Here is a 25,671-nt window from a genome sequence, read left to right on the forward strand (position 1 = left end):
TTGCCTGAATGTATCAGTTGTTTGATTCTGAAGCGTTTTTACGCTCAGCAGCGCGCGCCTTCGCCTGATCAGCATAGTCGGCTGGCAGCTGACTGAGCGCGGCATCCAGTTGACGGTCCAGCGCGGTGAGGCGAGTCTCGAAGTCGCGCTGCAGGGCGCGCTCGCTGTCACGGCTGTTGATCAACTCATGCGAGATATTGAGCGCTGCCATCAGGGCGACCTTGTCGGCGCTGATGGTGTTGCCGCGCTGCTGGATGCCTTGCATGGCGAGATCCAGATAAGCCGCCGCACGGGTCAGGCCATCTTCCTCGCCGGGCTGACAGCTGACGGTATAGCTGCGGCCGAGCAGGCTGATCTCGGTGGTATTGCGTGGGGTGGCGGAATCGCTCATGTAGATCCTCTCGGGCCTTGTCCGGCGTCATCCAGATTGATGCCGACGTCCTGCTGTCAGTGCGTCACCGTCGCAGTCAGGACGGCAAGCCAGAAGGAGGGCCAGTGCGGTAAGATGGGGGCATTCTCGAGCCACTATAGAGAGCCGCTTCTGGAGGGTCAACGCGCCGCGCGGCGCGGCTGCCTTGTGCTGCAGCACATCCTTCAGATGCCATTCTCCCGCTACAGAACCACTTCTCACTGACTCAATGGGGCCGCATCATGGCGATCATCAACGATACCTTCGACTTCTCGCTCGTCGCAGATCACTTCCTGGCTCACGGCAGCCTCAACAATCCCTCCTTCCTCGATGGTCAGCTGGTGGCCGCACTGGCGCTGGATGACATCAGTGCCGAGGATTGGCTGGCGCGCGTCTGCGCCTCGCTGGGGGTCGAGCAACCGGCCACGCGTGAGGCCGGTGAAGTCTTCCTCACCTGGCGCACGCGCAATCAGGAGCGTCTGGCCGCCAGCGAGATGAGCTTCGAGCCGCTGCTGCCGGATGACATGTTCTCGCTGGCCGAACGCGGGCAGAGCCTGCGCGAATGGACGCTGGGCTTCCAGGAAGAGCTGGCCGGTGCCGATGACGATGTCCGCAGTGGCTGGAGTCAGGCGCTCAAGGATGCGCTGAGCGATGTCGAAGCCATCTCGAGCGGCCTCGCCAATGCCGAAGACCTCGACGACGACAACGCCGAGGACGAGGCCGACCTGTTCGCGCTGGCTGACCATGTGCGCATGGCGGCCTTGCTGCTGTATACCGAGCAGCACCCGGGCAACCCGGACGTTGAGAAGCCCAGCGATGACCAGCTGCCGGAAGGCGGTCTCGAGGGCAGCCTCGGCGTCAGCTCGCGTACCGATACCCACTGAAACGATGGTCACCCACCGCTTGCGCCGCGTCTGATGCAAGGCTGGTACAAGAGGGCGGGTGACCCCATCTACAGCATCACGCCTGTTTGTCACTCGAACGCGCCATGCCCGGCGGGTTCTCGACGGAGATTGCCATGACTGCCCCAGCCATCCTGCCCGCACCTGCTGCCCTGACGGCAGAGGATTTTCGTGCACGCCGCCAGCGCCTGATCGCGCAGCTGCCGCAGGGGGCTGCCGCATTGGTGGTCTCGTCGGGCCTGGCCCAGCGCAACCGCGACAGTGAATACAGCTTCCGTCAGAACAGCGACTTCCACTATCTGACCGGCTGGCCGGAATCCGAGGCCGCCTTGCTGTTGCTGCCCGGGCGCGCCGAAGGCGAGAGCGTGCTGTTCTGTCAGGAGAAGGACCCGCTGGCCGAAGCCTGGACCGGCATCCGCATCGGCGCCGAGGGTGCCGTCGCCACGGCAGGCTTCGATCAGGCCTTCACCAATGAGGCCCGTGATGAGGTGATGGCCAGCCTGCTGGATGGCTGCGAGCGTCTCTATGTGCTGTTCGAGGATGATGAAGCTCTGGCGCTGGCTCAAGCGCTGCGCGATGAGCTGGCCGCCGCGGTGCGTCGCGGGGCACGGCCGCCGGCCGCCTTCGAGGATCTCGCGCCGTTGCTGCATGAGCAGCGCCTGATCAAGGATGAGCGTGAACTGGCACTGATGCGTCACGCCGCCGAGATTTCCGCGCGCGCGCATGTGCGTGCGATGCAGATCAGCCGTCCCGGCCTGCACGAGTATCATCTGCAGGCCGAGATCGAGCATGAATTCCAGTGGCAGGGGGCGCCGGCTCCGGCCTACACCAGTATCGTCGGGGCGGGTGTGAATGCCTGTGTACTCCACTACATCGAGAATCGCGCGCCGCTGGAAGATGGTCAGCTGGTGCTGATCGATGCCGGCGCCGAGTACGCCCTGTATGCCGGCGACATCACGCGTACCTTCCCGGTCAATGGCCGCTTCAGTGAGCCGCAGCGCCGTCTGTACGAGATCGTGCTCAAGGCTCAGGAACGAGCGGTGGCCGCCGTGGTGCCGGGTGCAACGTTGGTGGGTATTCACCAACAGGTGGTGCATGACCTGACCACGGGGCTGGTCGAGCTGGGCCTGTTGCAGGGTGAGGTCGAGGAATTGATCAGCAGCGATGCCTACCGTCGCTTCTATCTGCACTCCACCTCGCACTGGCTGGGGCTGGATGTGCACGATGTGGGCAGCTATCGCGAAGCGGGTGAGCCGCGTCCGCTGGTGCCGGGCATGGTGCTGACCATCGAGCCGGGTCTCTACATTCCGCAGGACGGCGACATTCCCGTCGAATATCGCGGGATCGGCATTCGCATCGAGGACGACGTCGCGGTGACTGCCGCGGGCCACGAGGTGTTGAGTCATGGCGTGCCCAAGTCCGTCGAGGCCATCGAGGCGCTGATGCGCGCGGAGGCCTGACGCCATGAGTGAGCCTGAAGCCATGAGCGGGCGTGATGCCGAACACTTCGACATCGTGATCATCGGCGGCGGTCTGGTGGGTGCCAGCCTGGCCTGTGCGCTGGCGCCGCTGATGGAACGTGTGGCCGACGAGAAGGGCCGTGAGGCTGCAGCGTTGCGTGTCGCCGTGATCGAGGCCAATGAGCTGCCCGCGGCGACGGCAGATGCCCGGCGCTTCCAGCCCAGTTTCGATGCACGTGCCAGCGCCATCGCGGCGGGCTCACGCCAGCGGTTCACCGCCTTCGGGGTCTGGGAGGCGATGTGCGAGCACGCCACGCCGATTCGCACCATCCATGTCAGTGAGCGCGGCCACCTGGGGGCGACACGCATGCGGGCCTCCGAACTTGAGGTAGCCGCGCTCGGCCATGTGATTCCCAATGCCTGGATGGGCCAGGTACTGCATCGCCAGCTGGCTGAGCTGCCGCTGGCCTGGTATTGCCCGGCGCGCGTGGCAGAAATCGCTGTCACGGCGGAAGGCCATCGCCTCACGCTCGAGGATGGCCGTCTGATCGAGGCTGAGCTGACCGTGCTGGCGGATGGCGGTCGCTCCGGACTCAAGGAGCGCCTCGGCATCCACAGTGCGGCGCAGGACTATGAGCAGCATGCCTTGATCGCCACGGTGGAGATGAGCCAGCCTCACCAGGGAGTCGCCTACGAGCGCTTCACCAGTGAAGGCCCGATGGCGCTGCTGCCGCTGGCCGGCAAGCGCATGGAGCTGGTGTGGACGCGCTCCCCCGCTGACACGGAAAGCCTGATGACGCTGCCCGACAGCGACTTCCTGCAGGCGCTGCAGCGCGCCTTCGGTGAACGCGCCGGACGCTTTCGCCGCGTCGGGCAACGCCACGCCTATCCGCTGTCGTTGGTGCGTGCCAGCGAAGGCACGCGCCCCGGCCTTGCGGTGCTCGGCAACGCCGCCCACGCCCTGCACCCGGTGGCAGGGCAGGGCTTCAATCTGGCGCTGCGCGGCGTGACCGACCTGGTCGCGGCCATCGAGGCGGGTATGACGCGTGGCGAGTCGCCGGGGGCCACCAGCGTGCTGAGTGACTTCGAGGAGCGGCGCGGCGCGGATCGCGACAATGTGGTGCTGTTCAGCGATGGCTTGATCCGCCTGTTCGGGGTCGAGAGTCGCTGGCTGGGGCATGCACGAGCAGCGGGCCTGATCGGGCTCAATCTGGTCTCGCCGCTCAAGCGCCTGTTGGCCAGGCGCTCGATGGGCATTGAGCGCTGAGGTTGGTAAACACTCGCTGACTTGGCTCGCTGACTTGGCTCGTGGGCAGAGCCTCGCAGGCAGGGCGTCACTGACAGGGCGTCACTGACAGGGCCTCACTGACAGCGCCTTGGTGTCGAGCCACGCGACGGGGCTTCGAAATCAGGGCACGAGATTGGTCTTCGAGATCAGGCCACGGAGACAGAACTACGAGACAGAACTTCGAGACAGGGAGCAGGCATGAAGGACGGTCGATCAGCAGGTAGCGCACATGACGCCGATGTCGCCATCGTCGGTGCCGGTATCGTCGGTGCCACCCTGGCACTGCTGCTGGGGCAGGCGGGACTGCGGGTCATGCTGGTCGAGGGGCGTGAGTCCACGACCCGCTGGCAGCCAGATAGCGCCCCCGAGCCACGGGTGAGTGCATTGACGCCGGTCTCTCAGCAGCTGTTGAGCGGTCTGGGCGTGTGGCCGACGATCGCCGCCAGTCGCCTGATGCCCTATACCGGCATGCAGGTGTGGGACGCGGAGGGCAATGGCGAGATCCAGTTCAGCGCCGAGGACAGCGGCGTGCCGGTGCTGGGGCATATCGTCGAGAACCGGGTCACGCTCGCCGCGCTGGAGCAGGCCATCGATGCCTGCCCGGCGATCACGCGCTGCTTCGGGGCGCGTGTGGCAGGCATGGCACTGCCACGCTCAGGTGCTACATCGGTAGTGAATGCTTACCAACTCGATGCGGCGGAAGCGACCAGCCTGACGCTGACCGATGGCCGGACAGTCACCGCGGCGCTGGTGGTCGCGGCGGATGGTGCGCGCTCACGGCTGCGCGAGCTGGCCGGGATCGTCACGCGGGAACACGACACCGGGCAGGTCGCGCTGGTGGCCACGGTGCGCACCGAACTCGCGCATCAGGCCGTCGCGCGTCAGCGCTTCCTGCCGACCGGGCCGCTGGCCTTCCTGCCGCTGGCCGTCAATGACGCCCTGGCTCAGCCGGCTGAGGGAGCCTCGGCTGCAGAGCGGCATTGCTCCATCGTGTGGTCGACCACGCCAGAGGAGGCCGAGCGCCTGCTGGCACTGTCACCGGCGGCATTCTGTAGTGAGCTGGAAGACGCCTTTGAAGGTCAGCTCGGCGCCATCGAATGGGCGAGTGAGCGATTCAGTTTCCCGCTGCATCAGCGCCACGCCGAAGACTATGTGCTGCCGGGGCTGGCGCTGGTGGGGGATGCTGCGCATGCCATTCATCCGCTGGCAGGCCAGGGCGTCAATCTGGGCTTGATGGATGTGGCGGTGTTGGCAGACGAGCTGCTGGCAGGACATCGCCGCGGGGTGGCGCTTGGCGACGAGCGCTGGCTGGCGCGCTATCGCCGTCGGCGTCGCAGCGACAATGCCATGATGCTCAAGATGATGGATGGCTTCCGCCTGTTGTTCGGCAGCCGTCAGCCGGGCGTGCGTCTGCTGCGCAACTTCGGGCTTGGTTTCGTCGACGGCCAGGGCGAGTTGAAGCGTATCCTGATGCGTCAGGCGATGGGGCAGCGGGGTGAGTTGCCCGCCAGCTGCAAGCCGTAACAAGAGTGAAGTTGGTGTAATTCCTGCGCCATCGGGTATGTGAGCGCCTACTATCATGGCTTGGGCACAGGTGGTCACAGGATGGCCGACCGCTGTCACACATACCGCTATATGCCTCCATGCAAGTGCGCATGTCATGCCCCCTGCAACGACAAGGCCCCGCCATCTGGCGGGGCCTTGTCGTTGTGGCCTGATGATCTGGCGATCATGGCATGATGCTTACTCGTCGCTTGTGGGCACGGTGGCCTTGAGTGCCGCACTGCGCCCCAGCACGTTCATGCCCTTGAGCAGATTGAGCGCCTCACCCAGCTGGTAGTCGCTTTCCGCCACCACCGGGCTGTCGGGCGCCTTGCTGCTGGCGGACTCGCTGGCGGCGTTGGCATTGTCGAGGCGCCCGTCGAGATCTGCCTCGCGCACACTGAAGTCACGTCGCGTGTCGCGCTCGAGGCGGCCTCGCACGACCTCGACATCCGGGCGAATGCCCTCGGCCTGGATCGAACGGCCGCTGGGCGTGAAGTAGAGCGCGGTGGTCAGCTTGAGCCCATCGCCATTGCCCAGCGGCATCACCGTCTGGACCGAGCCCTTGCCGAAGCTGTCGGTGCCCATGATGATGGCGCGGTGTTGATCCTGCAGCGCGCCGGACACGATTTCCGCGGCCGAGGCCGTGCCGCCATTGATCAGCACCACCAGCGGGGTATCGCCCGCCGGGGTATCGGGCTTGGCCGAGAAGGACAGCTCGCTGTCGGGCAGGCGGCCTTCGGTGTAGACGATGCGGCCGCTGGACAGGAACAGGTCACTGATCTCGACGGCGGCCGAGAGAAGCCCGCCGGGGTTGTTGCGCAGATCCAGCACCAGCCCCTTGAGCGGCTCGCCATCATTGTCTTCCCGCAGTCTGGCCAGCGCCGTGTGGGCCTCGTCACCGGTCGCGCTCTGGAACTGGCTGATGCGCAGATAGCCATAGCCCGGGTCCAGCAGGCGCTGACTGACGCTGCTGCTCTTGATGATGGCCCGCTCCAGCACCACTTCGCGCGGCATGTCGGCGCCCTCGGACAGAATCAGCAGCCGAATGCGAGAGCCTGCCTCACCGCGCATCAACTTGACCGACTCCGACATCGACAGGCCGTCCAGCGGTGTATTGTCGATCTTGAGGATGACGTCTCGCGGTTGCAGGCCCGCGCGCGCCGCCGGGGTGTCGTCGATGGGGGCGATGACGGTCAGCTGGCCATCGTCGCCGGTGCCGACCTCGATACCGATGCCGCCAAACTCGCCATCGGTATTCTCGCGCAGGTCCTGCCAGTCTTCCTGATCCAGATAGGCGGAGTGCGGGTCCAGCCCTTCGAGCATGCCGCGCATGGCATTCTTGAGCAGCGTGCGGTCATCGACCTGATCGACGTAGGTGCGCTTGATGCGCTCGAAGACCTCGGCGAAGGTGCGCAGCTCATCCAGCGGCAGGTCCGTGCCCTGACGGGCATCCTGAGCGCTGTCGGATGGCGAGATGACATCTTCTGCACTGGCCGGCAGTCCGCCGCCCAGCAGGGCAAGGCTCAGCGGCACGCTGACCGCCAGCTGACGCAGGCGGCGCGGGGCAGGACGGAACGGCGACATTGCAGACATGCGATTTCCTTCTCGACGGATACTGACTCGACTGGTACCGAAATGCGCTGAGCGCCGGGGCCGGATGTCGAGGCATGGCAGGGGGGAACACCGCCCAGCATGCTCGCAGTCACAGGCTACTGCGAGCATATCCCGCGCGAGTGCCTGGCGACTAGCCCGCTGGCTAGCGGTGGCGTTCAGCGCTGACTGACAATCAGACCATGCGCGAGGTGCCGCTGCCAGGCACTTCAGCGGCGCGAGAGCCAGCGACTCGGGTCTGTCGGCTGACCGCTGCGGCGCACTTCGAAATAGAGCGCCGGGCCATCACGCCCGCCGCTGCTGCCGACACTGCCCAGCTGCTGGCCGCGTGACAGGCTGTCGCCCGGGCCCACGCTGAAGCTTGCCAGGTGGGCGTAGAGCGTCAGCACGTTGTCACCGTGGTCGAGTATCAGCAGGTTGCCATAGCCACGCATCCAGTCCGCGAAGACCACGCGACCGGCGTGCGGCGCCGTGATGGCGGTGCCCTGAGTCGCGCGAATCAACACGCCATCACGGTTGACGCCCTCGCCACGCCCATAGGCGGAGATCACCTTGCCCGGCGCCGGCCAATCCATCTTGCCCATCGCACGCGTGATGCGGGTCTTGGGTGGCGGCGCGCTCTTGATCGACTTGAGGCGCTTCTCGAGGGTCTGGATCAGCTGATTGGCATGTGCGCGGTCCTGGTCCAGTTCGGCGATCTTCGCCTCATGGCTGGCATAGCGTGCATCCAGCTTGCGCAGCAGGGCGGCGCGTTCATTCTGTTGCGCGATCAGCTGACTGGCCTGCCGCTTGAGTCCTGCCTGCACATCATCCAGGCGTGTCTGGCGGGCCAGCAGTTGTGCGCGGGTGTCGGCCAGTGACTGGTTCAGCTCGGCCAGGCGCTCCAGCGCCGCACGCCGTGATTCGCTCAGATGGTTCAGGTAGACCTGCAGGCGCTCAAGACGTGCGGGATCATCCTGATTGAGCAGCAATTTCAGTTCAGGCTGACGACCGAGGCGATAGAGGGCGGCCATCTCTTCGGCGACCGCCGCCTTCTGGGCCGTCTGCTGCTGACTGAGGGCTACACGCTTGCGCGTCAGTGCCACCAGCTGCTGCTTGATGTCATCGCGCTCATCCTCGAGCTTGCCGGTCTGCTGGCGCGTGGCGTTGAGCTGGCGCTCGATCTTCTCCAGCCCGTTGCGCGTGTCGCTGCGCCGCGCTGCCGTGGCCTTGAGCTCGCCCTGCATCGCCTGGATCTCGCGCTTGAGGCGCTTGAGGTCTTCCTGGGAGGCCTGCTTCTTCTGGGTCAGGGTGGCGGTGTCGTCAGCGGCCTGCGCGGTCGCCACCACCACGGGGCCGAGTGCCAGCGGGGCGAGACTCAGCAGCCAGGCAGACAGCACAACGCCGGAGACTCGGCTCCGGCGCTTGAAGATTCGGGGGCGGTCGCCCTGCCCGAGCGGCTTGCTCGGGCAGGGCGAGAGGCACGACGCACCGAAGGGTGCGCCATGCAGCCTGCTATCAGGCCTCGGCATAATCGACCAGCACCTTGCCATCCATCTCTTCCGGCACCGACTGGCCCATCATGGTCAGCAGGGTCGGGGCGAGATCGCACAGTCGCCCGTCGGCGGCCAGCTTGGCATCGCGCTGCGTCACGTAGATCAGCGGCACCTCGAAGGTGGTGTGCGCGGTCTGCGGATTGCCGGTTTCCGGGTGCACCATCTGCTCGGCGTTACCGTGGTCGGCGGTGATCAGGCATTCGCCTCCGACCTTCTCCAGCGCCTCGACCACGCGTGCCACGCACTTGTCGAGGAACTCGACGGCCTGGACGGCGGCGTCGAACTTGCCGGTGTGGCCGACCATGTCGCCGTTGGCGTAGTTGCAGACGATGAGGTCGTAGCCGCCGGACTCGATGGCTTCCACCAGCTTGTCGGTGACTTCCCCTGCGCTCATTTCCGGCTTCTCGTCGTAGGTCTTCACGTCCTGCGGGGAGGGCACGAGGATGCGCGTCTCGCCGGGGTATTCCTCCTCGCGGCCACCGGAGAAGAAGAAGGTGACGTGCGCGTACTTCTCGGTCTCGGCGATGCGCAGCTGGGTCAGGCCACGGTCGGACACGACCTCGCCCAGGGTGTTGTGCAGTTCGGACGGCGGGAAGGCTGCCGGCGCCGGGATGTCGGCGGCGTACTGGGTCATCATCACCAGGCCGTCGTGGGCCAGCTTGGGCGGCGTACGCTCGAAGCCTGCGAAGTCCGGCTCGACGAAGGCGCGGGTCAGCTCGCGGGCACGGTCAGCGCGGAAGTTCATGAAGATGGCCGCATCGCCTTCCTGCATGGCGACGGAATCGCCGATGCGGGTGGCGGTGACGAATTCATCGGTCTCGTCGCGCTCGTAGGCGGCAGCCAGACCGGCGACCCCGGTGGCGGCTTCATGCTCGGCTTCGCCGTTGGCGATCAGGCGGTAGGCCTGCTCGACGCGGTCCCAGCGGTTGTCGCGGTCCAGTGCGAAGTAGCGACCGACCAGCGTGGCGACACGCCCGTCTTCCAGGCCCAGGCCCGCGAGGTGCTCATCGGCACGCGCGATGGAGGCCTCGGCGCTCTTGGGCGCGGTGTCGCGGCCATCGGTGATGGCGTGGATATAGATGCGCTTGGCGCCCCGCTCGGCGGCCAGGTCAGCCATGGCCAGGGTGTGGTCTTCGTGGGAGTGGACGCCACCCGGAGACAGCAGGCCGATCAGGTGCACGGCACGCCCGGCCTTGACGGCGGCATCGATGGGCGCGGTCAGGATGTCATTGTCCTTGAGGGCATTCTCACGCACCGCCTTGGTGATGCGCGTGAAGTCCTGATAGACGATGCGACCGGCACCGAGGTTCATGTGGCCGACTTCGGAGTTGCCCATCTGGCCGTCCGGCAGGCCGACGAAGCCACCATCGGTGTGAATCAGTTCGCTGGGATATTCACGACGCAGGCGGTCCATCACCGGCGTGTCGGCGGCGAGGATGGCGTTGTCCTTCTCCTCTTCGCTGTGACCGTAGCCGTCCAGGATGATTAGGGCGACGGGACGCGGACCTTGTGCTTGAGCTGCCATGACTTCCTCGCTGTGATGACGAATGATCTGGGGTGAGCAGGGGCCGGGATGACAGGATGATGTTCGACGGGTGACGCATCATGCAGCTGTCATGTCCTGCGGCCATGCTGTGGCGCATCCGTGGGGCAGAACCCTCGGCGGATACGGCATGTAGTGATAAAACTACCTGCTCGTTCTGCCCTCTATTAGAGGGGTGGTAAGGTGCCGAGTGCAAGTGCCGCAAGTGTATCGCCGGGATTGGGTTGCGCTATCGGTTGATCGCCCCGACCCGGCTGAGCTGACAGCGGCCGGCGCATCGCCCGGCTACGCCTTTTTGATGCCATGCAGCGGCATTCATGCTTGGGCCTGTCATGTATAATGCTGGCTCCGTTACCTCAGGTAGCGGTCTATTTCCTTTGCCGCGTACGCGTCGGCATGCACGTCACAGCGGAGTTAGCCCGTCTCATGATCGAACAGCTGCTTCAGTTCGCGCAGAATCATCCCTTGCTGGTCGGCGCCTTCGTCGCCCTGCTGGTCGCCCTCATTGTCATGGAAACCATGCGTGGCAACCACGGCGTCAGCGTCAGCGAGGCCACGCGACTGGTCAATCGCGAAGAGGGTGTCTTCATCGACATCCGCGACAGCAAGGAATTCAAGGCCGGTCATATCGCCGGTGCCGTCAACGTTCCCAGCAGTCAGCTGACCAGCGAGACCACTCCGCTGGCCAAGTACAAGGAACGCCCGGTGATCATCGTCTGCAAGCACGGCCAGACGGCGGGACCGCTGGTGGCGCGCCTCGAGAAGGATGGCTTCAAGCAGGCCGTCAAGCTCAAGGGCGGCATGGGCCAGTGGGAAGCCGACAGCCTGCCGGTCGTGACTCGCTGAGTCGCGGACTCGCGTGTCGCGTGTCTGCCAGCTGTCATTGCCCCGCTGGCTGGGCAAGTTTGCGGGTCTGCTGGAGGCCGGCTCGCAACCAAGAATAAATCTCCGAACCCTCAAGGATATGTCTCATGGCTGAAGAACAGAACGCACAGGCTGCAGCAGGCGCAGAACAGGCTCAGGATCAGCTCCAGTTTGCCCTGCAGCGCATCTACGTGAAGGACGTGTCCTTCGAAGCCCCGAATTCCCCGGCGGTCTTCTCCCAGCCGTTCCAGCCGAAGGTCGCGCTGGAGCTGGATACCGAGCACCAGCAGGTCGGTGAGGAGCTGTTCGAAGTCTCCATCAAGGTCACCGCTCAGGTCACCAATGGCGAAGACAAGACCACTGCCTTCCTGGCGGAAGTCGAGCAGGCTGGCCTGTTCCGTATCGCTGGCCTGTCTGCCGAGCAGCTGGACCACACCCTGGGCGCCTTCTGCCCGAACGTGCTGTTCCCGTATGCGCGTGAAGCCATCGACAACCTGGTCAACCGTGGCAGCTTCCCTCCGCTGATGCTGGCTCCGGTCAACTTCGAGGCCATGTACGCGCAGCGCAAGCAGCGTGAAGCCCAGGGCACCGCCGAGGCGACCGCTCACTGATCAGTGAGCCGGCCTTGATTGGCCACATGACAGGTACGACCAGCGACGGGCCCCAGTGGCCCGTCGCTGCGTTTTTGGGCGACAATGGCCGCCGCCTTGCCTGCGATGCTGCATCGACTCATCGCGGTTCACTTTCATTGCTTCTTAGTCCGCGAGACCCCGTCCATGGCCATCCGTCTGCACTGCCCCGATCTTGATCTCAATGTCAGCGCCGGGGCGTCCTTCGCGCTCCCCGAGGGGCCTGCACGCCACCTCGGGCTGGTGCTGCGCGCCAAGGTCGGCAGTGAGGCGCAGCTGTTCGATGGCCGGGGGCAGGAGGTGCGCGTGCTGCTGGAGGAGGTGACCCGCAAGGGCGTCAGCGTGCAGGTGATCGAGGCGGTGCCCAATGACCGCGAGGCGCCGCTGGCGGTGCATCTTGGGCAAGCGATCTCCAAGGGCGATCGCATGGATTACGCCATTCAGAAGGCCTGTGAGATGGGCGTGGCTGCCATCACGCCACTCTATACCGCGCGTGGCGACGTCAAGCTCAAGGGCGAGCGCGCCGACAAGAAGCTGGCGCACTGGCAGGGCGTGGCGGCCAGCGCCTGCGAGCAGTGCGGAAGAAGTGTCGTGCCGGTCGTGCATGCCCCGGTGGCGATGACGCAGTGGCTGGCCGAGCGTGATGAGCCGCTGCGCCTGATTCTGCAGCCGGGCGGCGCCGAGGCGCTGAACGTGGCCGAGGCCGAGGGCGGCGTGACCCGTGCCAGCCTGCTGATCGGCCCGGAAGGCGGCTTCACGCAGGAAGAGGTGGCAGAAGCCGCCGCCGCCGGTTGTGAAGTGCTCGGCCTGGGGCCGCGTATCCTGCGCACCGAGACGGCGCCAGTGGTGGCGCTGACCTTGCTGCAGCAGCGATTTGGTGACCTGCCGCGCTGATCTCCCATCATCTGGCACCCGAGCGGAATTGTTGATCTGCCGGCAACACAGCGTGAGCCGGCAAGGGCGTTTCGCCAGTGGTGAGCAGCACGGCGCTGCTGCATACTTGTCCCATCGCTCCCGCGCCATGGTGTCATGTTGCGACGGGAGTCTCCGTTATCCCCGCTGCCGGCCGCGTTCCGGGCTGGCAGTGTCGTCACAAGGTTGCCTCAATGACTGCTCGCAAGCTCAAGATCGGCGTGGTGATGGACCCGATGTCCAGCGTCGCCTACAAGAAGGACACCACTCTGGCCATGTTGTGGGCCGCCAGCCAGCGTGGCTGGTCGCTGCACTATCTCGAGCAGGAAGACCTCTATCTCGAGAATGGTCGCGCCATGGGCCGGATGCGTGATCTGGAGGTCTACCACGACCCGGACAACTTCTATCAGCTGGGCGAGGTCGTCGCGACTCCGCTGGCCGAGCTTGACGTGATCCTGATGCGCAAGGATCCGCCCGTCGACGAACACTTCCTGAATGCCGTTCATCTGCTGGGCTTTGCCGAGCGGGAAGGCGTGCTGGTGGTCAATCCGACGGCCGCGCTGCAGACCTGCAACGAGAAGCTCTTCGCTCAGCAGTTCCCGCAGTGCATCCCGCCGACCACCGTGTCGGCCAACGACAAGGTGCTGCGCGCCTTCCACGCCGAGCATGGCAACGTGATCTTCAAGCCGCTGGATGGCATGGGTGGCAGTGGCATCTTCCACGTCGCCGAAGATGGCCGCAATCTCGGCTCGGTGATCGAGCAGCTGACGCTGCGGGGCACCCGTCAGATCATGGCCCAGCGTTATGTGCCGGAAATCAGTGCCGGCGATACGCGCATTCTGCTGGTGGATGGCGAGCCGGTGCCGTTCGGCCTGGCGCGCATCCCGAGCGCCGGCGAGACGCGCGGCAACCTGGCGGCTGGCGGACGTGGCGAATCGCGTGAGCTGACCGACCGCGATTACTGGCTGATCGAGCAGGTCAAGCCGGTGGTGAAATCATTGGGGCTGATGTTCGTCGGCCTGGACGTGATCGGCGACTACATCACCGAGATCAACGTCACCAGCCCGACCTGCGTGCGCGAGATCGATACCCAGCGTGGCACTGATATCGCCGGTCTGTTGATGGATGCCATCGAAGCGCGTCTGGCGGCGCAGACGCCCGCCTGATCAACATCGCGATGAGGTCGGCACCAGTTGGCTGACCCGCGATGGATTCGCAGTAAACGGCAGGGAAGCCGAAGCTGCCAATGAGGTTCCGTGGACAGGGAGTGGGGTATGGCAGCACCCGTCGAATGGTGGGCAGGCAATCATAGCGTCACCGACCCGATCACCTATGTTCCGGTGACGCGGGTGCATCGCCGTGTGGTGGCATGGGGGGCGGCACTGGCCGTCCATGCCGTCATCGGCTGGTGGTTGCTGGGCAGCGGCCTGCTGACGCCGCCCGAGGTGCCGCCGATGCCCAAGCCGGTGATGCTCGATGTGACGCTGGTCAGTCAGGCCAGCACCACTGCCGTCGACTCGCAGGTGGTGGCCGAGCAGGACCAGCAGGCCAGTGGCAGCGGGCGCGAGGCGGCGGTGCAGGCCGGGCCAGTCAATCAGGCGCCACCGCAGCCGGGCGAGCAGAGTGCGTCCGAGGCCAGCGAGCCGGCCGTGGCGGAAGCCCAGGCTCCGGCCACGCAGGCACTGGTACTGCCGGAGCGCATCCCCGAGGTCATCGCGACCCAGCAGGCGTCGTCACAGCAGGTGACGCGATCCGAACTGCTGCCGGATACGCCGGACAACGAACAGCAGGCCAGCGAGCAGGACGTTCAGCGAATCCAGGCCTCCGGCCAGTCGCGTGAGGTGGTGGGTGACACCGCCTCACGCAAGGCGGCGCGTGCCTCGGCCCGCGCGCGCTATATCAATGACTGGACCGGCACGGTGCAAGCGTTCGGCAATCAGCACTATCCGGCGCCTGCTCATCTGAGCGGCGAGCTGCGGATTCGCGCCGTCGTGCTGCCCAGCGGTCAGCTTGAGTTCGCGGAAGTGTTACAATCCTCGGGACATGCTGAACTCGACCAGGCGGCTCTGGATACGGTCTACGGCGCGGCTCCTTATGCGCCCTTTGATGAAAGTCTCAAGGGGATGAGCCAGCTGACCATCACCCGCATCTGGCGATTCGGCCCCGGCAACGATTCTGGCGCGCCCTGACGCCTCGGGAGGACCATGCAAAGTCTGCGAGACTATTTCCTGCTGGCGATGCCGCATCTCGATGATGACAATTTTTCCGGCTCGCTCAGTTACCTCTGTGATCATGATGACAAGGGCACCCTCGGTGTCATCGTCAACAAGCCGATCAAGCTGACCATGCGCGGTCTGTTCGAGCAGCTCGAGATCGCTGCCGACAGCTGTGAACGCCTCGATGAGGTGGTCTATTACGGTGGTCCCGTCCACAAGGACCGCGGCTTCATCCTGCATCGCGGCAAGGCCAGCGAGTGGGATTCCAGCCTGCAGGTGACCGACGAGCTGGCGCTGACCACCTCGTTGGACATCCTGAAGGCGATAGCCGGCAACAAAGGCCCTGATGATTTCATGGTCTGCCTCGGCTGCGCTGGCTGGGAGCCGGACCAGCTCACCAACGAGCTGAAGGAAAACAGCTGGCTGATCGTCGAAGGCGACAGCGGCATCCTCTTCGATGCCGACAGCGAGTCCCGTCTCGAAGCGGCTGCCAGCAAGCTGGGCGTCGACATGAATCTGATGTCGCGGGAGATCGGGCATGGCTGAGCGGCAAGTCAGCCGTACGGCGCTGGCGTTCGATTTCGGCACGCGCCGCATCGGCGTAGCGGTGGGCACCGAGATGCTCGGCACCGCGACGCCCCTGGTGCCGCTGCATGTGCGGGACGGCATTCCGGACTGGAATGTCGTCAATCGCCTGATCGAGGAATGGCAGCCCGACCTGTTCGTGGTCGGCCTGCCACTCGAGCTGGACGGCAGCGAGACACTGATGTGCAGCCGAGCCCGCAAGTTCGGCAAGCGCCTGTATGGCCGCTACGGCAAGCCGCTGGAAATGTGGGACGAGCGTGGCTCCACCAAGGCGGCCAAGGGCTTGGCGCGCGAGCGAGGCCACCGCGGCAATTATCGCGATGATGGCGTGGACGGCCTCGCCGCTCAGCTGATTCTCGAGAGCTGGTTTGCAAGCCAGCGAGGCGAGGGCGACCTTGTCGGTTACTGAATACTCCACCCGCTTCCTTTCCGGAAGCGGGTTTTTTTTGTCTGTTTGCCGCCATCCGGCAGGGAAGATAGGAAGCGATATCCATGCAAGAGTCTGAGATGCACGAAGAACATGAGGCACTGCCAGAGGTCGAGGCACTGCTCGAGGCCATGACCGAGGAGCTCGAATTGCTGTTCGAGCGCCGTGAACTCGATCGTGAACGTCTGATTCCGGTCGGCATTCATACCGGCGGTGTCTGGGTCGCCCAGGCAGTGCGTGAGCGGCTGGGGCTGGAAGAGCCCCTCGCGACACTGGATATCGGTTTCTGGCGCGACGACTTCGGCCACAAGGGCCTGCCGGATGGCGGCCAGGGGTCACAGCTGCCGGATATCGAGAATCGCGATCTGCTGCTGGTGGACGACGTGCTGATGAGCGGACGTACCGTGCGCGCGGCGCTCAATGAGCTGTTCGATTATGGCCGTCCGCGCCGCGTGCTGCTGGCCTGCCTGGTAGAGCTGCCGGGGCGTGAGCTGCCGGTGCAGCCGGACGCCCTGGGCGCCAACCTGGCGCTGGCGCCCGGCAAGCGCATCAAGTTGGAAGGCCCCGACAACCTGCGCCTGACACTGGTCGATACCGGCGAGGTGACGGCATGAACCTGTTTGATCTCTCGCAGGCCAGTGCGGATGTGCGGGCTGCCTCGCCGGCACAGGTCCAGCTGGATGAGCAGGGCCGGCTGCGCCACTTTCTGGATATCGAAGGCCTGCCGCGCAGCGTACTGACCGAGATTCTCGACACCGCCGATCACTTCCGTGGTATCGGCGATGCCGAGGTCAAGAAGGTGCCGTTGCTGCGCGGGCGCACGGTGGCCAACCTGTTCTTCGAGAACTCGACCCGCACGCGTGCCACCTTCGAGCTGGCCGCCAAGCGCCTGTCGGCGGATGTGCTCAATCTGGACATCAAGACCTCGTCGGCCGCCAAGGGCGAGTCGCTGATGGATACCCTGGTCAATCTCGAGGCCATGCAGGCGGATGCTTTCGTGGTGCGTCATGGCGACTCCGGTGCGGCGCACTTCATCGCCAGCCAGATCACGCCGCATGTGGCGATCATCAATGCCGGTGACGGTCGCCATGCGCACCCGACCCAGGCGATGCTCGACATGCTGACCATCCGCCGCCACAAGGGCGAGTTCGCCAATCTGCGCGTCGCGATCGTCGGTGACATCCTGCATTCACGCGTCGCTCGCTCGCAGATTCAGGCGCTCAATACGCTAGGCGCAGCGGAGGTGCGGGTGGTCGCACCGCAGACGTTGCTGCCTATCGGGGTCGAGACGCTGGGCTGCCAGGTCTTCACTGAGCTGGCAGCAGGGCTGAAGGATGTCGATGTCGTCATCATGCTGCGCCTGCAGAAGGAGCGCATGGATGGCGCACTGCTGCCCTCGGAATCGGAATACTACCGCCGCTATGGTCTGACCCGCGAAAGCCTGGCACACGCGCATCCTGATGCCGTGGTGATGCATCCGGGGCCGATCAACCGCGGTGTCGAGATCGAATCCGCCGTCGCGGATGGCCCGCGTTCTCTGATACTCGATCAGGTCACCAACGGTATCGCGGTGCGCATGGCGGTGCTGTCGATGGCGGTCTCCGGACAGATGAAGGCGCGCGCCGAGCGCAGGGGTGAACGTTCACGAGGAGCTGGCGCATGAAACGCAGCCTGATCAATGCACGGGTGATCGACCCGACCAACGGCCGCGATGGCCAGTACGACCTCCACCTCGACGGCGGTCGCCTGATCGCGATCGGCGAAGCGCCGGCGGACTTCAGCGCCGAGCAGCGCGATGACCTGGCGGGCAAGCTGGTCACGCCGGCCTTCATCGATCTTGGCGCGCACCTGCGTGACCCGGGCCCGCGCTACAAGGGCAGCCTGGTCAGTGAGTCGGCTGCCGCACTGGCGGGTGGCTACGCGACCATCCTGCCGCGGCCCGACACCAGCCCGGTGCTCGACAGCGCCTCGCATATTCGTACGCTGCTGGACCGCGCGCGTGATGTGGCGGGGGTGCGCCTTGCGCCGCTGGGGGCACTGACGCAGGGGCTGGAAGGTGATCTGCTCGCCAATATGGCCGCGCTCAAGTCCGCAGGCTGTGTGGCACTGACCAACCTGCGCCAGCCGATACGCGATCTCGGCGTACTGCGACGCTGTCTGGAGTACGCGCGGACCTTTGATATCACCGTCGTGTTCCAGGCCCAGGAGGCCGCCTTGGCCGGGCAGGGCTGCGCCCATGAGGGCGCCATTGCCTCGCGTCTCGGATTGGCCGGCATTCCGGAATCTGCCGAAACGGTCGCCCTGACCCAGTGGCTGCTGTTGATCGAGCAGACCGGCGTACGGGCGCATGTGTCGCTGCTCTCCAGTGCACGGGCCGTCGAGCTGGTACGTGATGCCAAGGCCAGAGGGCTGGATATCAGCGCGGATGTGTCGATGGCGCAACTGCACTGGACCGATGAGCAGCTGGAAGGCTTCAACGCCAACTTCCATCTGGAGCCGCCACTGCGCAGCGCGGCAGACCGTGATGCACTGCGGGCCGGTGTGGTCGATGGCACCATCGACGCCATCGTCAGTGATCATCTGCCCCATGAAGCCGCAGCCAAGAGCGCACCCTTTGCAGTATCCGAGCCCGGCATGACCAGCCTGGAAACCATGCTGCCGCTGGGGCTGGCGCTGGTGGAGGCCGAGCTGCTCAGCCTGCCTCGCCTGATCGAGACATTGACGTTCAGTGCCAGACGCTTCGGACTCAAGGGCGGCATGCTGGAAGTGGGCGAGTATTGTGATCTGGCGGTGATCGATATGGAACAGGAATGGCGTGTCTCAAGCGAGACGCTGGTCAGTGCCGGCCATAACACGCCGCTGCTTGGCATGCTGTTGAACGGTCGCGTCGAAGAGGTGCTGCTGGGTGATTCCTGCTACGCCTAAGCAGAGTTTCACGTGGAACATGATGCTTGAGATATTTGGCTAAAGCGCGCCAATAGACTGATAGCCAAGCGATTTTTTGGATGACGTATGGAGAGAAATTGGCTGCTTTATCGTAAAGCAGCCAATTTCTTTACCAGCCTATGGCGCAGAGTGACATCGCTGGGCTGCGCTCTTTGCTGCCGGCAGATGTTTCACGTGGAACAATGGCTTCAGGAGCGATGTGCGAGAGCCCATTGGCCACAGCGCCTTAAAGCGGCTGTGGCAATAGCGAGCAAGGCGGCTGGCCAGGCTGATCTGGCATGCAGAAAATAGAGATTTGAACAACAAGGAGAGAAAACCATGCCGATGATTCGTGCGGAATTTCTGACTGGCAAGACACAGGAACAGAAGCGGGAGCTGGTGGAGGCGTTGACGCGCGAGACGGCTCGCGTGTTGGGTGTGCGTGAGCAGTCCGTCTGGGTGGTGCTGCAGGAAGTGGAGCCGGAAAACTGGGCCGTCGCTGGCACGCCATTGTCAGAGCGCTGAGAGAAGAAGTTTCAACTGGGTGCCTGTTCTCAACTATCTGATTCAGAGGGTGTTTTACGAGGAATCAAGATGTTCCACGTGAAACACGCCCTTGGTCTTGGCCCGGCATTGCCAGTCTATGGGAAACCGGCTGAGGCATGACAGAGGCATGTCAGAGGGGAGTGGGAAGCAATGCGCGGCGAGCAACGCGCTCGGTAATCCGGAACAAAAAACGCCGCAGCCATTTCTGGCTGCGGCGTTTTCATTTGCCTGCCCTCTGCTCCACGGCCATGAAGCAGAGCACGGACTCAGTTCTCGAAATCAGCTTCCGAGTAGAGAGTCCGGATACGCAGGGTATGGTCGACGGTCTTGAGCGCTTCGAGCGCTTTCTTGCCGTAGGCCTTGTCGACATCGATGACCACATAGCCGACCGTGTTGTTGGTCTGCAGGTACTGGCCAGAGATGTTGATGCCTTCCTCGGACAGCACCTGGTTGATGCGTGACAGCACGCCCGGGACGTTGTCGTGGATATGCAGCAGACGGTGCTTTTCCGGGTGCGCCGGCAGGGCGACTTCCGGGAAGTTGACCGAGCCGATGGTGGTACCGTTGTCGGAGTAGGTCACCAGCTTCTCGGCGACTTCGACACCGATGTTTTCCTGGGCTTCCATGGTGGAGCCACCGACGTGCGGCGTCAGGATGACATTGTCGAACTCGCGCAGCGGAGACACGAACTCTTCGCCGTTGCCTTTCGGCTCTACCGGGAAGACGTCAATGGCGGCGCCCAGCAGCTTGCCGCTGGAGAGGGCTTCGGCCAGGTCTTCGATGACAACGGTGGTGCCGCGTGCCGCATTGATGAAGACGCTGTTCTGCTTCATCAATGCGAACTGCTGCTTGCCCATCATCCACTTGGTGGAGGGGATTTCCGGCACATGCAGGGTGACGATGTCAGCGCGCGCCAGCAGCTCTTCCAGGCTTGCCACCTGACGGGCATTGCCCATGCCGAGCTTGGTGACGGCATCGTAGTAGATGACGTCCAGGCCCAGGGATTCGCTGAGCACGGACAGCTGGGAACCGATGCTGCCGTAGCCCACGATGCCCAGCGTCTTGCCGCGGACTTCATGGCTGTTCTTGGCGGATTTCATCCACTGGCCACGATGTGCCTTGGCGCTCTTCTCCGGCACGCCGCGCATCAGCATGATGGCTTCGGCCAGTACCAGCTCGGCGACCGAGCGAGTGTTGGAGTAGGGTGCGTTGAACACGGGAATACCGCGCTTCAGTGCGGCTTCCAGGTCGACCTGGTTGGTGCCGATACAGAAGCAGCCGATGGCGGTGAGCTTCTCGGCAGCGGAGATCACGCGCTCGTTGAGCTGAGTGCGGGAACGAATGCCGATGAAGTGCACATCGCGGATCTTCTCGATCAGTTCTTCCTCGGCCAGCGAGGTCTGAAGCAGTTCGATGTTGGTGTAACCCGCGTTGAGGAAATTATCCACGGCGGATTGGTGGACACCCTCGAGCAATAGAATCTTGATCTTGCTCTTGTCCAGGGACGTCTTGGCCATTGTCGGATCAACCCTCTCGCCGGTCATGCCGGCGTTTCTGTTCGTTTGGTCTTTTTCATGACCTGCTGGCGTGTCACACCTCAAGAAAATGCCAGAGAAACAGCGGGGCGTGCTGTCAACAGGGGAGCAAAGAATATCACAGCAGACGGGGCCTCCGGATGAAATGTCCGCGTGCCGGGCATGAAAAATTCACAGCACAGCCGTTTGATGTGACTCTTCCTTCGTGCGCAGGGGGTGGGCAGCGTCGTGAAGCCCTTCGGGTTATACTGGCGCTCCACACAGAGACACCGGGCCCGCCCGGTCGGATGAGCGAGAGCACCCATGGCCGAAAAGGAAGTGCCACAGGATTTCGCCGCCACCCTGGCCCGTCTTGAAGGGTTGGTGACGCGGCTCGAGGCTGGCGACATGTCGCTGGAAGCGTCACTGGGCGCTTTTGAAGAGGGCGTGAGCCTGGCGCGCGAGGCGCAGCAGCGGCTCGACAGCGCCGAGTTGCGCTTGCAGGCATTGGTGGAAGGCCCGGAGGGAGCGCTGACGCCCACGGCGTTTACGGCGCCCGATGCCGCAGGCAGCATGGCGGGTGAAGCGGACGAGGAGAAGGACTGGTGATGTCAGGTGGATTGAATACGCAAGTCACGCCGACTGCATCGCAGGCCAGCGAGCTGATCCGCTCTGGACAGGCGCGCAGTGAGGCCGTGCTTGAGGCGTTGTTGACTCCCGGCAGTGCGGCGGTGAGTGAGCGTCTCGAGGACGCCATGCGCTACAGCGTGCTGGGTGGCGGCAAGCGTCTGCGCCCCGTGCTGCTGTATGCGGTGGGTCGTGCCCTGGGCTGCGATGAAGAGGCCGCTGACCGCGCTGCGCTGGACGCGGCGGCAGCGGCGCTCGAATTGGTGCATGCCTATTCGCTGGTCCATGATGACCTGCCGGCCATGGACGATGACGACCTGCGGCGCGGCCGTCCCACCGTGCATCGCGCCTTCGATGAGGCGACCGCCATTCTCGCGGGCGATGCCCTGCTGACGCTCTCCTTCGAAGTGATGGCGACGACCGGCCATGTACGGACACCTGCCCTGGTGCGTACCCTGGCCGAGGCCTCCGGGCGGCGCGGCATGGTGGCCGGTCAGGCGCTGGATCTCGAGGCGGTCGGCCAGTTCCGCGAGGTAGAGGCGCTGTCACGCATGCATGCCTACAAGACCGGCGCTCTGATTCGCGCCGCGGTCCGTCTGGGCGGATTGGTGGCAGTCGACGAGCAGGATTCGCGTCTTGCTGCCCTGGAGCGCTACGCTTCGGCTATCGGCCTGGCCTTCCAGATCCAGGATGACATCCTGGACGTGACGGGCGACACCGCAACGCTTGGCAAGACGGCCGGTGCTGACGCTGCGCGCGACAAGCCGACCTATCCCTCGCTGCTTGGACTCGAAGGTGCTCAAGAGCGAGCAGGTCAGCTACTGCAAGAGGCCCTGGATGCCCTGGCACCGTTGGGAGAGGCCGCAGAGCCACTCGCGGTGCTGGCGCGCTACATGATCGAGCGAGACCACTGATTCCTGACGCCTATGAAGCTGTTTGACGAGATACCTCAGGCGCGCCCCGCGACGCCACTGCTCGATGCGGTCGAGACACCTCAAGCGCTGCGCGCCATGAGCGCGGCACAGCTGCGCCAATTGGCTGACGAACTGCGCGCCTACCTGCTTTACAGCGTCGGCTGTACCGGCGGGCACTTCGGTGCCGGGCTCGGTGTGGTCGAGCTGACCGTGGCCCTCCATCATGCGCTGGAAACGCCCCATGACCGTCTGGTGTGGGACGTGGGTCATCAGGCCTATCCGCACAAGATTCTGACCGGCCGTCGTGAAGCCATGTACAGCATGCGCCAGTACAACGGCCTGTCTGCCTTCCCCAAGCGTGCCGAGAGCGATTTCGACACCTTCGGGGTGGGCCATTCCAGCACCTCGATCAGTGCGGCGCTGGGCATGGCGCTCGGCGCCCGCACGGCGGGTGAGTCACGGCGCGCCTGTGCGGTGATCGGCGATGGTGCTCTGACGGCTGGCATGGCGTTCGAGGCACTGGCGCATGCCGGGCACGTGAAGGCCAATATGCTGGTCGTGCTCAACGACAACGAGATGTCGATCTCCGAGAACGTCGGCGGCCTGGCAAGCTATCTGGCACGTATTCTGGCCAGCAAGCCGTATACCCAGATGCGCGCCAACGGCAAGCGACTGCTGTCGCCCTTGCCGGGTGCGCTGGAGCTTGCCAAGCGTACCGAAGAGCACATGAAGGGCTTCATCAGCCCGGCGACGCTGTTCGAGGAGATGGGCTTCAACTACATCGGCCCCATCGACGGCCATGACCTGCCGGCGCTGGTGCAGACGTTGCGCAACATGCGTGATCTGGATGGCCCGCAGTTCCTGCATGTGGTGACGCGCAAGGGCAAGGGCTTCCTGCCGGCGGAGCGTGATCCGATCGGCTATCACGCCATCACCAAGCTCGAGAAGGCAGCGCCTCAGGCAGCCGAGCAGGCGCCTGCCGTCACCGACGCGCCGGCTCCCAAGCCGCAGAAATACTGCAGTGTCTTCGGCAACTGGCTGTGTGATGCCGCCGCCGCGGATGCGCGCGTCATCGGCATCACGCCGGCCATGCGGGAAGGCTCGGATCTGGTGCGCTTCTCGAAGGAATATCCTGATCGCTACTACGATGTCGCCATCGCGGAGCAGCACGCGGTGACAGTGGCAGCGGGCATGGCCTGTGAAGGCATGAAGCCGGTGGTGGCGATCTATTCCACTTTCCTGCAGCGTGGCTATGATCAGCTGATCCACGATGTCGCGGTGCAGAAACTGGACGTGACCTTTGCCATCGACCGCGCCGGTCTGGTCGGCGAAGACGGCCCGACGCATCACGGTAGCCTGGACATGTCGTTCCTGCGCTGCGTGCCGGAGCTGGTGCTGATGGCGCCGGCCGATGAAGCCGAGTGCCGTGGCATGCTGAGCGCGGCGCTGGCCCACCCCGGGCCGGCCGCGGTGCGCTATCCGCGTGGTACCGGGCCGGGGGTGGCCACCGATGCCGACCTGACGCCAATGGCGATCGGTCAGGGGGAATATCGTCGTCGTATCAGTGGCAGCCCCGAGGTGCGTGTCGCCATCGTCGCCGTGGGCAGCATGAACATGCCGGTGGCCGAGGTCGCCGAGGCGCTGGACGCGACCCACTTCAATCTGCGCTCCATCAAGCCGCTGGACCGCGAGGCACTGCTCGAGATCGCCGCGGAGCACGACCTGGTCGTGACCGTCGAAGAGAATGCCATCGCGGGTGGCGCGGGAGCCGGCGTGGCCGAGCTCTACCTGAACGCGGGACTGGCTCAACCCATGTTGCTGCTGGGGCTGCCGGATGGCTTCGTCGAGCATGGCAAGCCGGTCGAGCTGCTGCGTGATTGCGGTCTGGATGCCGCCGGCATCCGCGCCAGTATCGAGACTCGCCTCGGCAGCTGATCCTGGCGACATGCAATACCGAAACGCCTGTGGATGACTCGAGAGTTCGAGTTGTCCACAGGCGTTTTTCGTTGCGTGACTGCCTGCGGCGAGACGGCGAAGGATGCATGGAAACTCCGCGACTTCCCGCCCATGCTGGATGACCATCAAGCCCTCTGCTCAAGCAGCCAGGGCCTGGCTGGCGCGAAAGCCTTCACCTGCGCCAGTCACCACCGCAACGCCACGGAGTGCGCCCGACCATGTTGACTCTCTACAGCTATCCGAATTCCCGCTCGCTGCGGGTCGCCTGGACGCTCGAGGAACTGGGGCTCGATTACCGGATTCATAGTCTGGATCTGAAGACCGGTGAGGGGCACAGCCTTGAATATCTGGCCATTCATCCCGATGGCAAGGCACCAGCCCTGGTGGATGGTGAGCTGGCCCTGTTCGAGTCCAGTGCCATCTGTCGCTACCTGGCGGCGCGAGAAGGGCGCCTGCTGCCACAATCGCTGGCCGGGCAGGCACAGATGGATCAATGGCTCAGTTTCCTGACCACCGAGCTTGAGCAGCCGCTGTGGACATTGGCCAAGCACACCTTCGCCCTGCCGGAGGACCAACGCTGTGATGCCATCAAGCAGACAGCCCAATGGGAATTCCAGCGTGCTCTCAAGGCACTTCAGCGCCGCTTCGGTGGCCAGGGCTGGCTGGTGGCCGATGAATTCAGTGTCGCCGATATCTTCCTCGCCCAGACCCTCAGCTGGGCGCAGATGGCCGGGCAACCTCTGCCTACCGTGCTTGAGCAATGGGGCGAAGAGGTGCGAGCGCGTCCTGCCTGCGAGCGGGCCCGCCAGCGCGAGCAACAGGCCGCCGAGGAGCGTCAGCAACACTGAGCCCTGTTGCCGGAAACGTCATCGAACGCCGCCACAGGCCACGCTGACGGGCTGACCTGTCCTGCATATCTGTAGTGAAGCCATGAGAGCGCTCTGAGAGCGCGCACACGCCACGAGGCGCCATCCTGATATCAGGATGGCGCCTTTTGCGTTTCTGGGCCTTAGAGGCGCTTGCAGGACGCCTGACGAGGTTGAGGGGGCGCCCTGCTCGTTCAGCGGCGTCAACTGTCTGGGGCGCGTCCCAGGCTGCTGGTGGCGGGCTGACTCAGGTCGGTTAGAGGCAGGCCAGTTCGAGACAGGTCAGTTCGAGGCAGGTCAGTTCGAGGCAGGTCAGTTCGAGGCAGGTCAGTTCGAGGCAGGTCAGTTCGAGGCAGGTCAGTTCGAGGCAGGGCGGCGCGAGGCAGGCCCTCGATCG

At 64.6% G+C, this 25,671-nt stretch carries 25 protein-coding genes; 19 read left to right on the forward strand and 6 right to left on the reverse strand.

Annotated features, from left to right (window positions below; translation table 11 throughout):
* Nucleotides 1-13: 13 nt before the first annotated feature.
* Nucleotides 14-391 (reverse strand): cell division protein ZapA, encoded by a 378-nt coding sequence (locus IZU87_RS09585; protein WP_064503224.1) that lies wholly within the window; start codon nt 389-391, stop codon nt 14-16.
* 260 nt (nt 392-651) lie between these two features.
* On the opposite strand from IZU87_RS09585, the gene IZU87_RS09590 reads away from it, so the two are divergent.
* The 4 genes from IZU87_RS09590 (at nt 652) to IZU87_RS09605 (ending at nt 5,583) form a co-directional block, all read left to right on the forward strand.
* A complete protein-coding gene (locus tag IZU87_RS09590) occupies nt 652-1,293 on the forward strand; it encodes a UPF0149 family protein (protein WP_064503223.1) in 642 nt (213 codons plus the stop codon).
* Nucleotides 1,294-1,427: 134 nt separating this feature from the next.
* Complete coding sequence (pepP, locus tag IZU87_RS09595; protein WP_213114364.1) at nt 1,428-2,771, forward strand: Xaa-Pro aminopeptidase; 1,344 nt, start codon at nt 1,428-1,430, stop codon at nt 2,769-2,771.
* A gap of 4 nt (nt 2,772-2,775) precedes the next feature.
* On the forward strand, nt 2,776-4,038 hold the full coding sequence (ubiH, locus tag IZU87_RS09600) for a 2-octaprenyl-6-methoxyphenyl hydroxylase (protein ID WP_213114365.1): 1,263 nt from the start codon (nt 2,776-2,778) through the stop codon (nt 4,036-4,038).
* 219 nt (nt 4,039-4,257) lie between these two features.
* Nucleotides 4,258-5,583 (forward strand): UbiH/UbiF/VisC/COQ6 family ubiquinone biosynthesis hydroxylase, encoded by a 1,326-nt coding sequence (locus IZU87_RS09605; protein WP_213114366.1) that lies wholly within the window; start codon nt 4,258-4,260, stop codon nt 5,581-5,583.
* Nucleotides 5,584-5,802: 219 nt separating this feature from the next.
* Here IZU87_RS09605 and IZU87_RS09610 read toward each other — a convergent pair whose 3' ends face one another.
* From IZU87_RS09610 to gpmI, 3 genes are all read right to left on the reverse strand, one after another.
* Complete coding sequence (locus IZU87_RS09610) at nt 5,803-7,188, reverse strand: S41 family peptidase (RefSeq protein WP_213114380.1); 1,386 nt, start codon at nt 7,186-7,188, stop codon at nt 5,803-5,805.
* Nucleotides 7,189-7,424: 236 nt separating this feature from the next.
* Entirely contained in the window at nt 7,425-8,594 is a 1,170-nt protein-coding gene (locus IZU87_RS09615) for a murein hydrolase activator EnvC family protein (protein ID WP_213114367.1), read from the reverse strand.
* Nucleotides 8,595-8,712: 118 nt separating this feature from the next.
* On the reverse strand, nt 8,713-10,275 hold the full coding sequence (gene gpmI / locus IZU87_RS09620; protein WP_043331623.1) for a 2,3-bisphosphoglycerate-independent phosphoglycerate mutase: 1,563 nt from the start codon (nt 10,273-10,275) through the stop codon (nt 8,713-8,715).
* Between the two features lie 444 nt (nt 10,276-10,719).
* Here gpmI and IZU87_RS09625 point away from each other — a divergent pair, with 444 nt between their 5' ends.
* The 11 genes from IZU87_RS09625 (at nt 10,720) to IZU87_RS09675 (ending at nt 19,376) form a co-directional block, all read left to right on the forward strand.
* Nucleotides 10,720-11,139, forward strand: coding sequence for a rhodanese-like domain-containing protein (locus IZU87_RS09625; protein WP_043331622.1), 420 nt, complete (start codon nt 10,720-10,722; stop codon nt 11,137-11,139).
* Between the two features lie 125 nt (nt 11,140-11,264).
* Nucleotides 11,265-11,768 (forward strand): protein-export chaperone SecB, encoded by a 504-nt coding sequence (secB, locus tag IZU87_RS09630; RefSeq protein ID WP_213114368.1) that lies wholly within the window; start codon nt 11,265-11,267, stop codon nt 11,766-11,768.
* 165 nt (nt 11,769-11,933) lie between these two features.
* Nucleotides 11,934-12,680: a 16S rRNA (uracil(1498)-N(3))-methyltransferase gene (locus tag IZU87_RS09635; protein WP_084589228.1), complete on the forward strand. Its 747-nt coding sequence runs from the start codon at nt 11,934-11,936 to the stop codon at nt 12,678-12,680.
* Nucleotides 12,681-12,892: 212 nt separating this feature from the next.
* Nucleotides 12,893-13,864, forward strand: coding sequence for a glutathione synthase (gene gshB / locus IZU87_RS09640; protein WP_043331619.1), 972 nt, complete (start codon nt 12,893-12,895; stop codon nt 13,862-13,864).
* A 108-nt stretch (nt 13,865-13,972) separates the two neighbouring features.
* Nucleotides 13,973-14,887 carry an energy transducer TonB gene (locus IZU87_RS09645; RefSeq protein WP_213114369.1) on the forward strand — a complete coding sequence of 305 codons (915 nt, stop codon included), beginning with the start codon at nt 13,973-13,975 and terminating at the stop codon, nt 14,885-14,887.
* 15 nt (nt 14,888-14,902) lie between these two features.
* Nucleotides 14,903-15,460: a YqgE/AlgH family protein gene (locus IZU87_RS09650; RefSeq protein WP_213114370.1), complete on the forward strand. Its 558-nt coding sequence runs from the start codon at nt 14,903-14,905 to the stop codon at nt 15,458-15,460.
* The gene (gene ruvX, locus IZU87_RS09655) at nt 15,453-15,908 is read left to right on the forward strand and encodes a Holliday junction resolvase RuvX (RefSeq protein ID WP_054556397.1); all 456 of its coding nucleotides are present in this window, start codon (nt 15,453-15,455) and stop codon (nt 15,906-15,908) included. The genes IZU87_RS09650 and ruvX overlap by 8 nt, the downstream gene beginning before the upstream one ends.
* Before the next feature lie 98 nt (nt 15,909-16,006).
* On the forward strand, nt 16,007-16,540 hold the full coding sequence (gene pyrR, locus IZU87_RS09660; protein WP_213114371.1) for a bifunctional pyr operon transcriptional regulator/uracil phosphoribosyltransferase PyrR: 534 nt from the start codon (nt 16,007-16,009) through the stop codon (nt 16,538-16,540).
* On the forward strand, nt 16,537-17,589 hold the full coding sequence (locus tag IZU87_RS09665; protein ID WP_052384301.1) for an aspartate carbamoyltransferase catalytic subunit: 1,053 nt from the start codon (nt 16,537-16,539) through the stop codon (nt 17,587-17,589). Before pyrR ends, IZU87_RS09665 begins: the two co-directional genes overlap by 4 nt.
* A complete protein-coding gene (locus IZU87_RS09670) occupies nt 17,586-18,851 on the forward strand; it encodes a dihydroorotase (protein WP_054556399.1) in 1,266 nt (421 codons plus the stop codon). Before IZU87_RS09665 ends, IZU87_RS09670 begins: the two co-directional genes overlap by 4 nt.
* A gap of 339 nt (nt 18,852-19,190) precedes the next feature.
* A complete protein-coding gene (locus IZU87_RS09675) occupies nt 19,191-19,376 on the forward strand; it encodes a tautomerase family protein (protein WP_043331603.1) in 186 nt (61 codons plus the stop codon).
* 287 nt (nt 19,377-19,663) lie between these two features.
* Here the strand turns inward: IZU87_RS09675 and serA are convergent, their stop codons facing one another.
* Nucleotides 19,664-20,914: a phosphoglycerate dehydrogenase gene (serA, locus tag IZU87_RS09680; protein ID WP_043331602.1), complete on the reverse strand. Its 1,251-nt coding sequence runs from the start codon at nt 20,912-20,914 to the stop codon at nt 19,664-19,666.
* 321 nt (nt 20,915-21,235) lie between these two features.
* On the opposite strand from serA, the gene xseB reads away from it, so the two are divergent.
* The 4 genes from xseB to IZU87_RS09700 all read left to right on the forward strand — a co-directional run bounded on the left by xseB (nt 21,236) and on the right by IZU87_RS09700 (nt 25,256).
* On the forward strand, nt 21,236-21,520 hold the full coding sequence (xseB, locus tag IZU87_RS09685; protein WP_043331600.1) for an exodeoxyribonuclease VII small subunit: 285 nt from the start codon (nt 21,236-21,238) through the stop codon (nt 21,518-21,520).
* Nucleotides 21,520-22,452, forward strand: coding sequence for a polyprenyl synthetase family protein (locus tag IZU87_RS09690; protein ID WP_054556401.1), 933 nt, complete (start codon nt 21,520-21,522; stop codon nt 22,450-22,452). Before xseB ends, IZU87_RS09690 begins: the two co-directional genes overlap by 1 nt.
* A gap of 12 nt (nt 22,453-22,464) precedes the next feature.
* Nucleotides 22,465-24,387 carry a 1-deoxy-D-xylulose-5-phosphate synthase gene (gene dxs / locus IZU87_RS09695; protein WP_213114372.1) on the forward strand — a complete coding sequence of 641 codons (1,923 nt, stop codon included), beginning with the start codon at nt 22,465-22,467 and terminating at the stop codon, nt 24,385-24,387.
* Between the two features lie 239 nt (nt 24,388-24,626).
* Entirely contained in the window at nt 24,627-25,256 is a 630-nt protein-coding gene (locus IZU87_RS09700) for a glutathione S-transferase family protein (protein ID WP_213114373.1), read from the forward strand.
* 221 nt (nt 25,257-25,477) lie between these two features.
* Here the strand turns inward: IZU87_RS09700 and IZU87_RS18140 are convergent, their stop codons facing one another.
* Nucleotides 25,478-25,669 (reverse strand): pentapeptide repeat-containing protein, encoded by a 192-nt coding sequence (locus tag IZU87_RS18140; RefSeq protein ID WP_502711606.1) that lies wholly within the window; start codon nt 25,667-25,669, stop codon nt 25,478-25,480.
* Nucleotides 25,670-25,671 lie beyond the last annotated feature (2 nt).

The organism is Cobetia sp. MC34 (assembly GCF_018340035.1).
Lineage (GTDB): Bacteria > Pseudomonadota > Gammaproteobacteria > Pseudomonadales > Halomonadaceae > Cobetia > Cobetia amphilecti.

What these genes read in the sequence shown, in the direction of transcription:
- IZU87_RS09585 (WP_064503224.1), bottom strand. Translation starts at nt 391, where the DNA reads ATGAGCGATTCCGCCACCCCACGCAATACCACCGAGATCAGCCTGCTC.
- IZU87_RS09590 (WP_064503223.1), top strand. Translation starts at nt 652, where the DNA reads ATGGCGATCATCAACGATACCTTCGACTTCTCGCTCGTCGCAGATCAC.
- pepP (WP_213114364.1), top strand. Translation starts at nt 1,428, where the DNA reads ATGACTGCCCCAGCCATCCTGCCCGCACCTGCTGCCCTGACGGCAGAG.
- ubiH (WP_213114365.1), top strand. Translation starts at nt 2,776, where the DNA reads ATGAGTGAGCCTGAAGCCATGAGCGGGCGTGATGCCGAACACTTCGAC.
- IZU87_RS09605 (WP_213114366.1), top strand. Translation starts at nt 4,258, where the DNA reads ATGAAGGACGGTCGATCAGCAGGTAGCGCACATGACGCCGATGTCGCC.
- IZU87_RS09610 (WP_213114380.1), bottom strand. Translation starts at nt 7,188, where the DNA reads ATGTCGCCGTTCCGTCCTGCCCCGCGCCGCCTGCGTCAGCTGGCGGTC.
- gpmI (WP_043331623.1), bottom strand. Translation starts at nt 10,275, where the DNA reads ATGGCAGCTCAAGCACAAGGTCCGCGTCCCGTCGCCCTAATCATCCTG.
- IZU87_RS09625 (WP_043331622.1), top strand. Translation starts at nt 10,720, where the DNA reads ATGATCGAACAGCTGCTTCAGTTCGCGCAGAATCATCCCTTGCTGGTC.
- secB (WP_213114368.1), top strand. Translation starts at nt 11,265, where the DNA reads ATGGCTGAAGAACAGAACGCACAGGCTGCAGCAGGCGCAGAACAGGCT.
- IZU87_RS09635 (WP_084589228.1), top strand. Translation starts at nt 11,934, where the DNA reads ATGGCCATCCGTCTGCACTGCCCCGATCTTGATCTCAATGTCAGCGCC.
- gshB (WP_043331619.1), top strand. Translation starts at nt 12,893, where the DNA reads ATGACTGCTCGCAAGCTCAAGATCGGCGTGGTGATGGACCCGATGTCC.
- IZU87_RS09645 (WP_213114369.1), top strand. Translation starts at nt 13,973, where the DNA reads ATGGCAGCACCCGTCGAATGGTGGGCAGGCAATCATAGCGTCACCGAC.
- IZU87_RS09650 (WP_213114370.1), top strand. Translation starts at nt 14,903, where the DNA reads ATGCAAAGTCTGCGAGACTATTTCCTGCTGGCGATGCCGCATCTCGAT.
- ruvX (WP_054556397.1), top strand. Translation starts at nt 15,453, where the DNA reads ATGGCTGAGCGGCAAGTCAGCCGTACGGCGCTGGCGTTCGATTTCGGC.
- pyrR (WP_213114371.1), top strand. Translation starts at nt 16,007, where the DNA reads ATGCACGAAGAACATGAGGCACTGCCAGAGGTCGAGGCACTGCTCGAG.
- IZU87_RS09665 (WP_052384301.1), top strand. Translation starts at nt 16,537, where the DNA reads ATGAACCTGTTTGATCTCTCGCAGGCCAGTGCGGATGTGCGGGCTGCC.
- IZU87_RS09670 (WP_054556399.1), top strand. Translation starts at nt 17,586, where the DNA reads ATGAAACGCAGCCTGATCAATGCACGGGTGATCGACCCGACCAACGGC.
- IZU87_RS09675 (WP_043331603.1), top strand. Translation starts at nt 19,191, where the DNA reads ATGCCGATGATTCGTGCGGAATTTCTGACTGGCAAGACACAGGAACAG.
- serA (WP_043331602.1), bottom strand. Translation starts at nt 20,914, where the DNA reads ATGGCCAAGACGTCCCTGGACAAGAGCAAGATCAAGATTCTATTGCTC.
- xseB (WP_043331600.1), top strand. Translation starts at nt 21,236, where the DNA reads ATGGCCGAAAAGGAAGTGCCACAGGATTTCGCCGCCACCCTGGCCCGT.
- IZU87_RS09690 (WP_054556401.1), top strand. Translation starts at nt 21,520, where the DNA reads ATGTCAGGTGGATTGAATACGCAAGTCACGCCGACTGCATCGCAGGCC.
- dxs (WP_213114372.1), top strand. Translation starts at nt 22,465, where the DNA reads ATGAAGCTGTTTGACGAGATACCTCAGGCGCGCCCCGCGACGCCACTG.
- IZU87_RS09700 (WP_213114373.1), top strand. Translation starts at nt 24,627, where the DNA reads ATGTTGACTCTCTACAGCTATCCGAATTCCCGCTCGCTGCGGGTCGCC.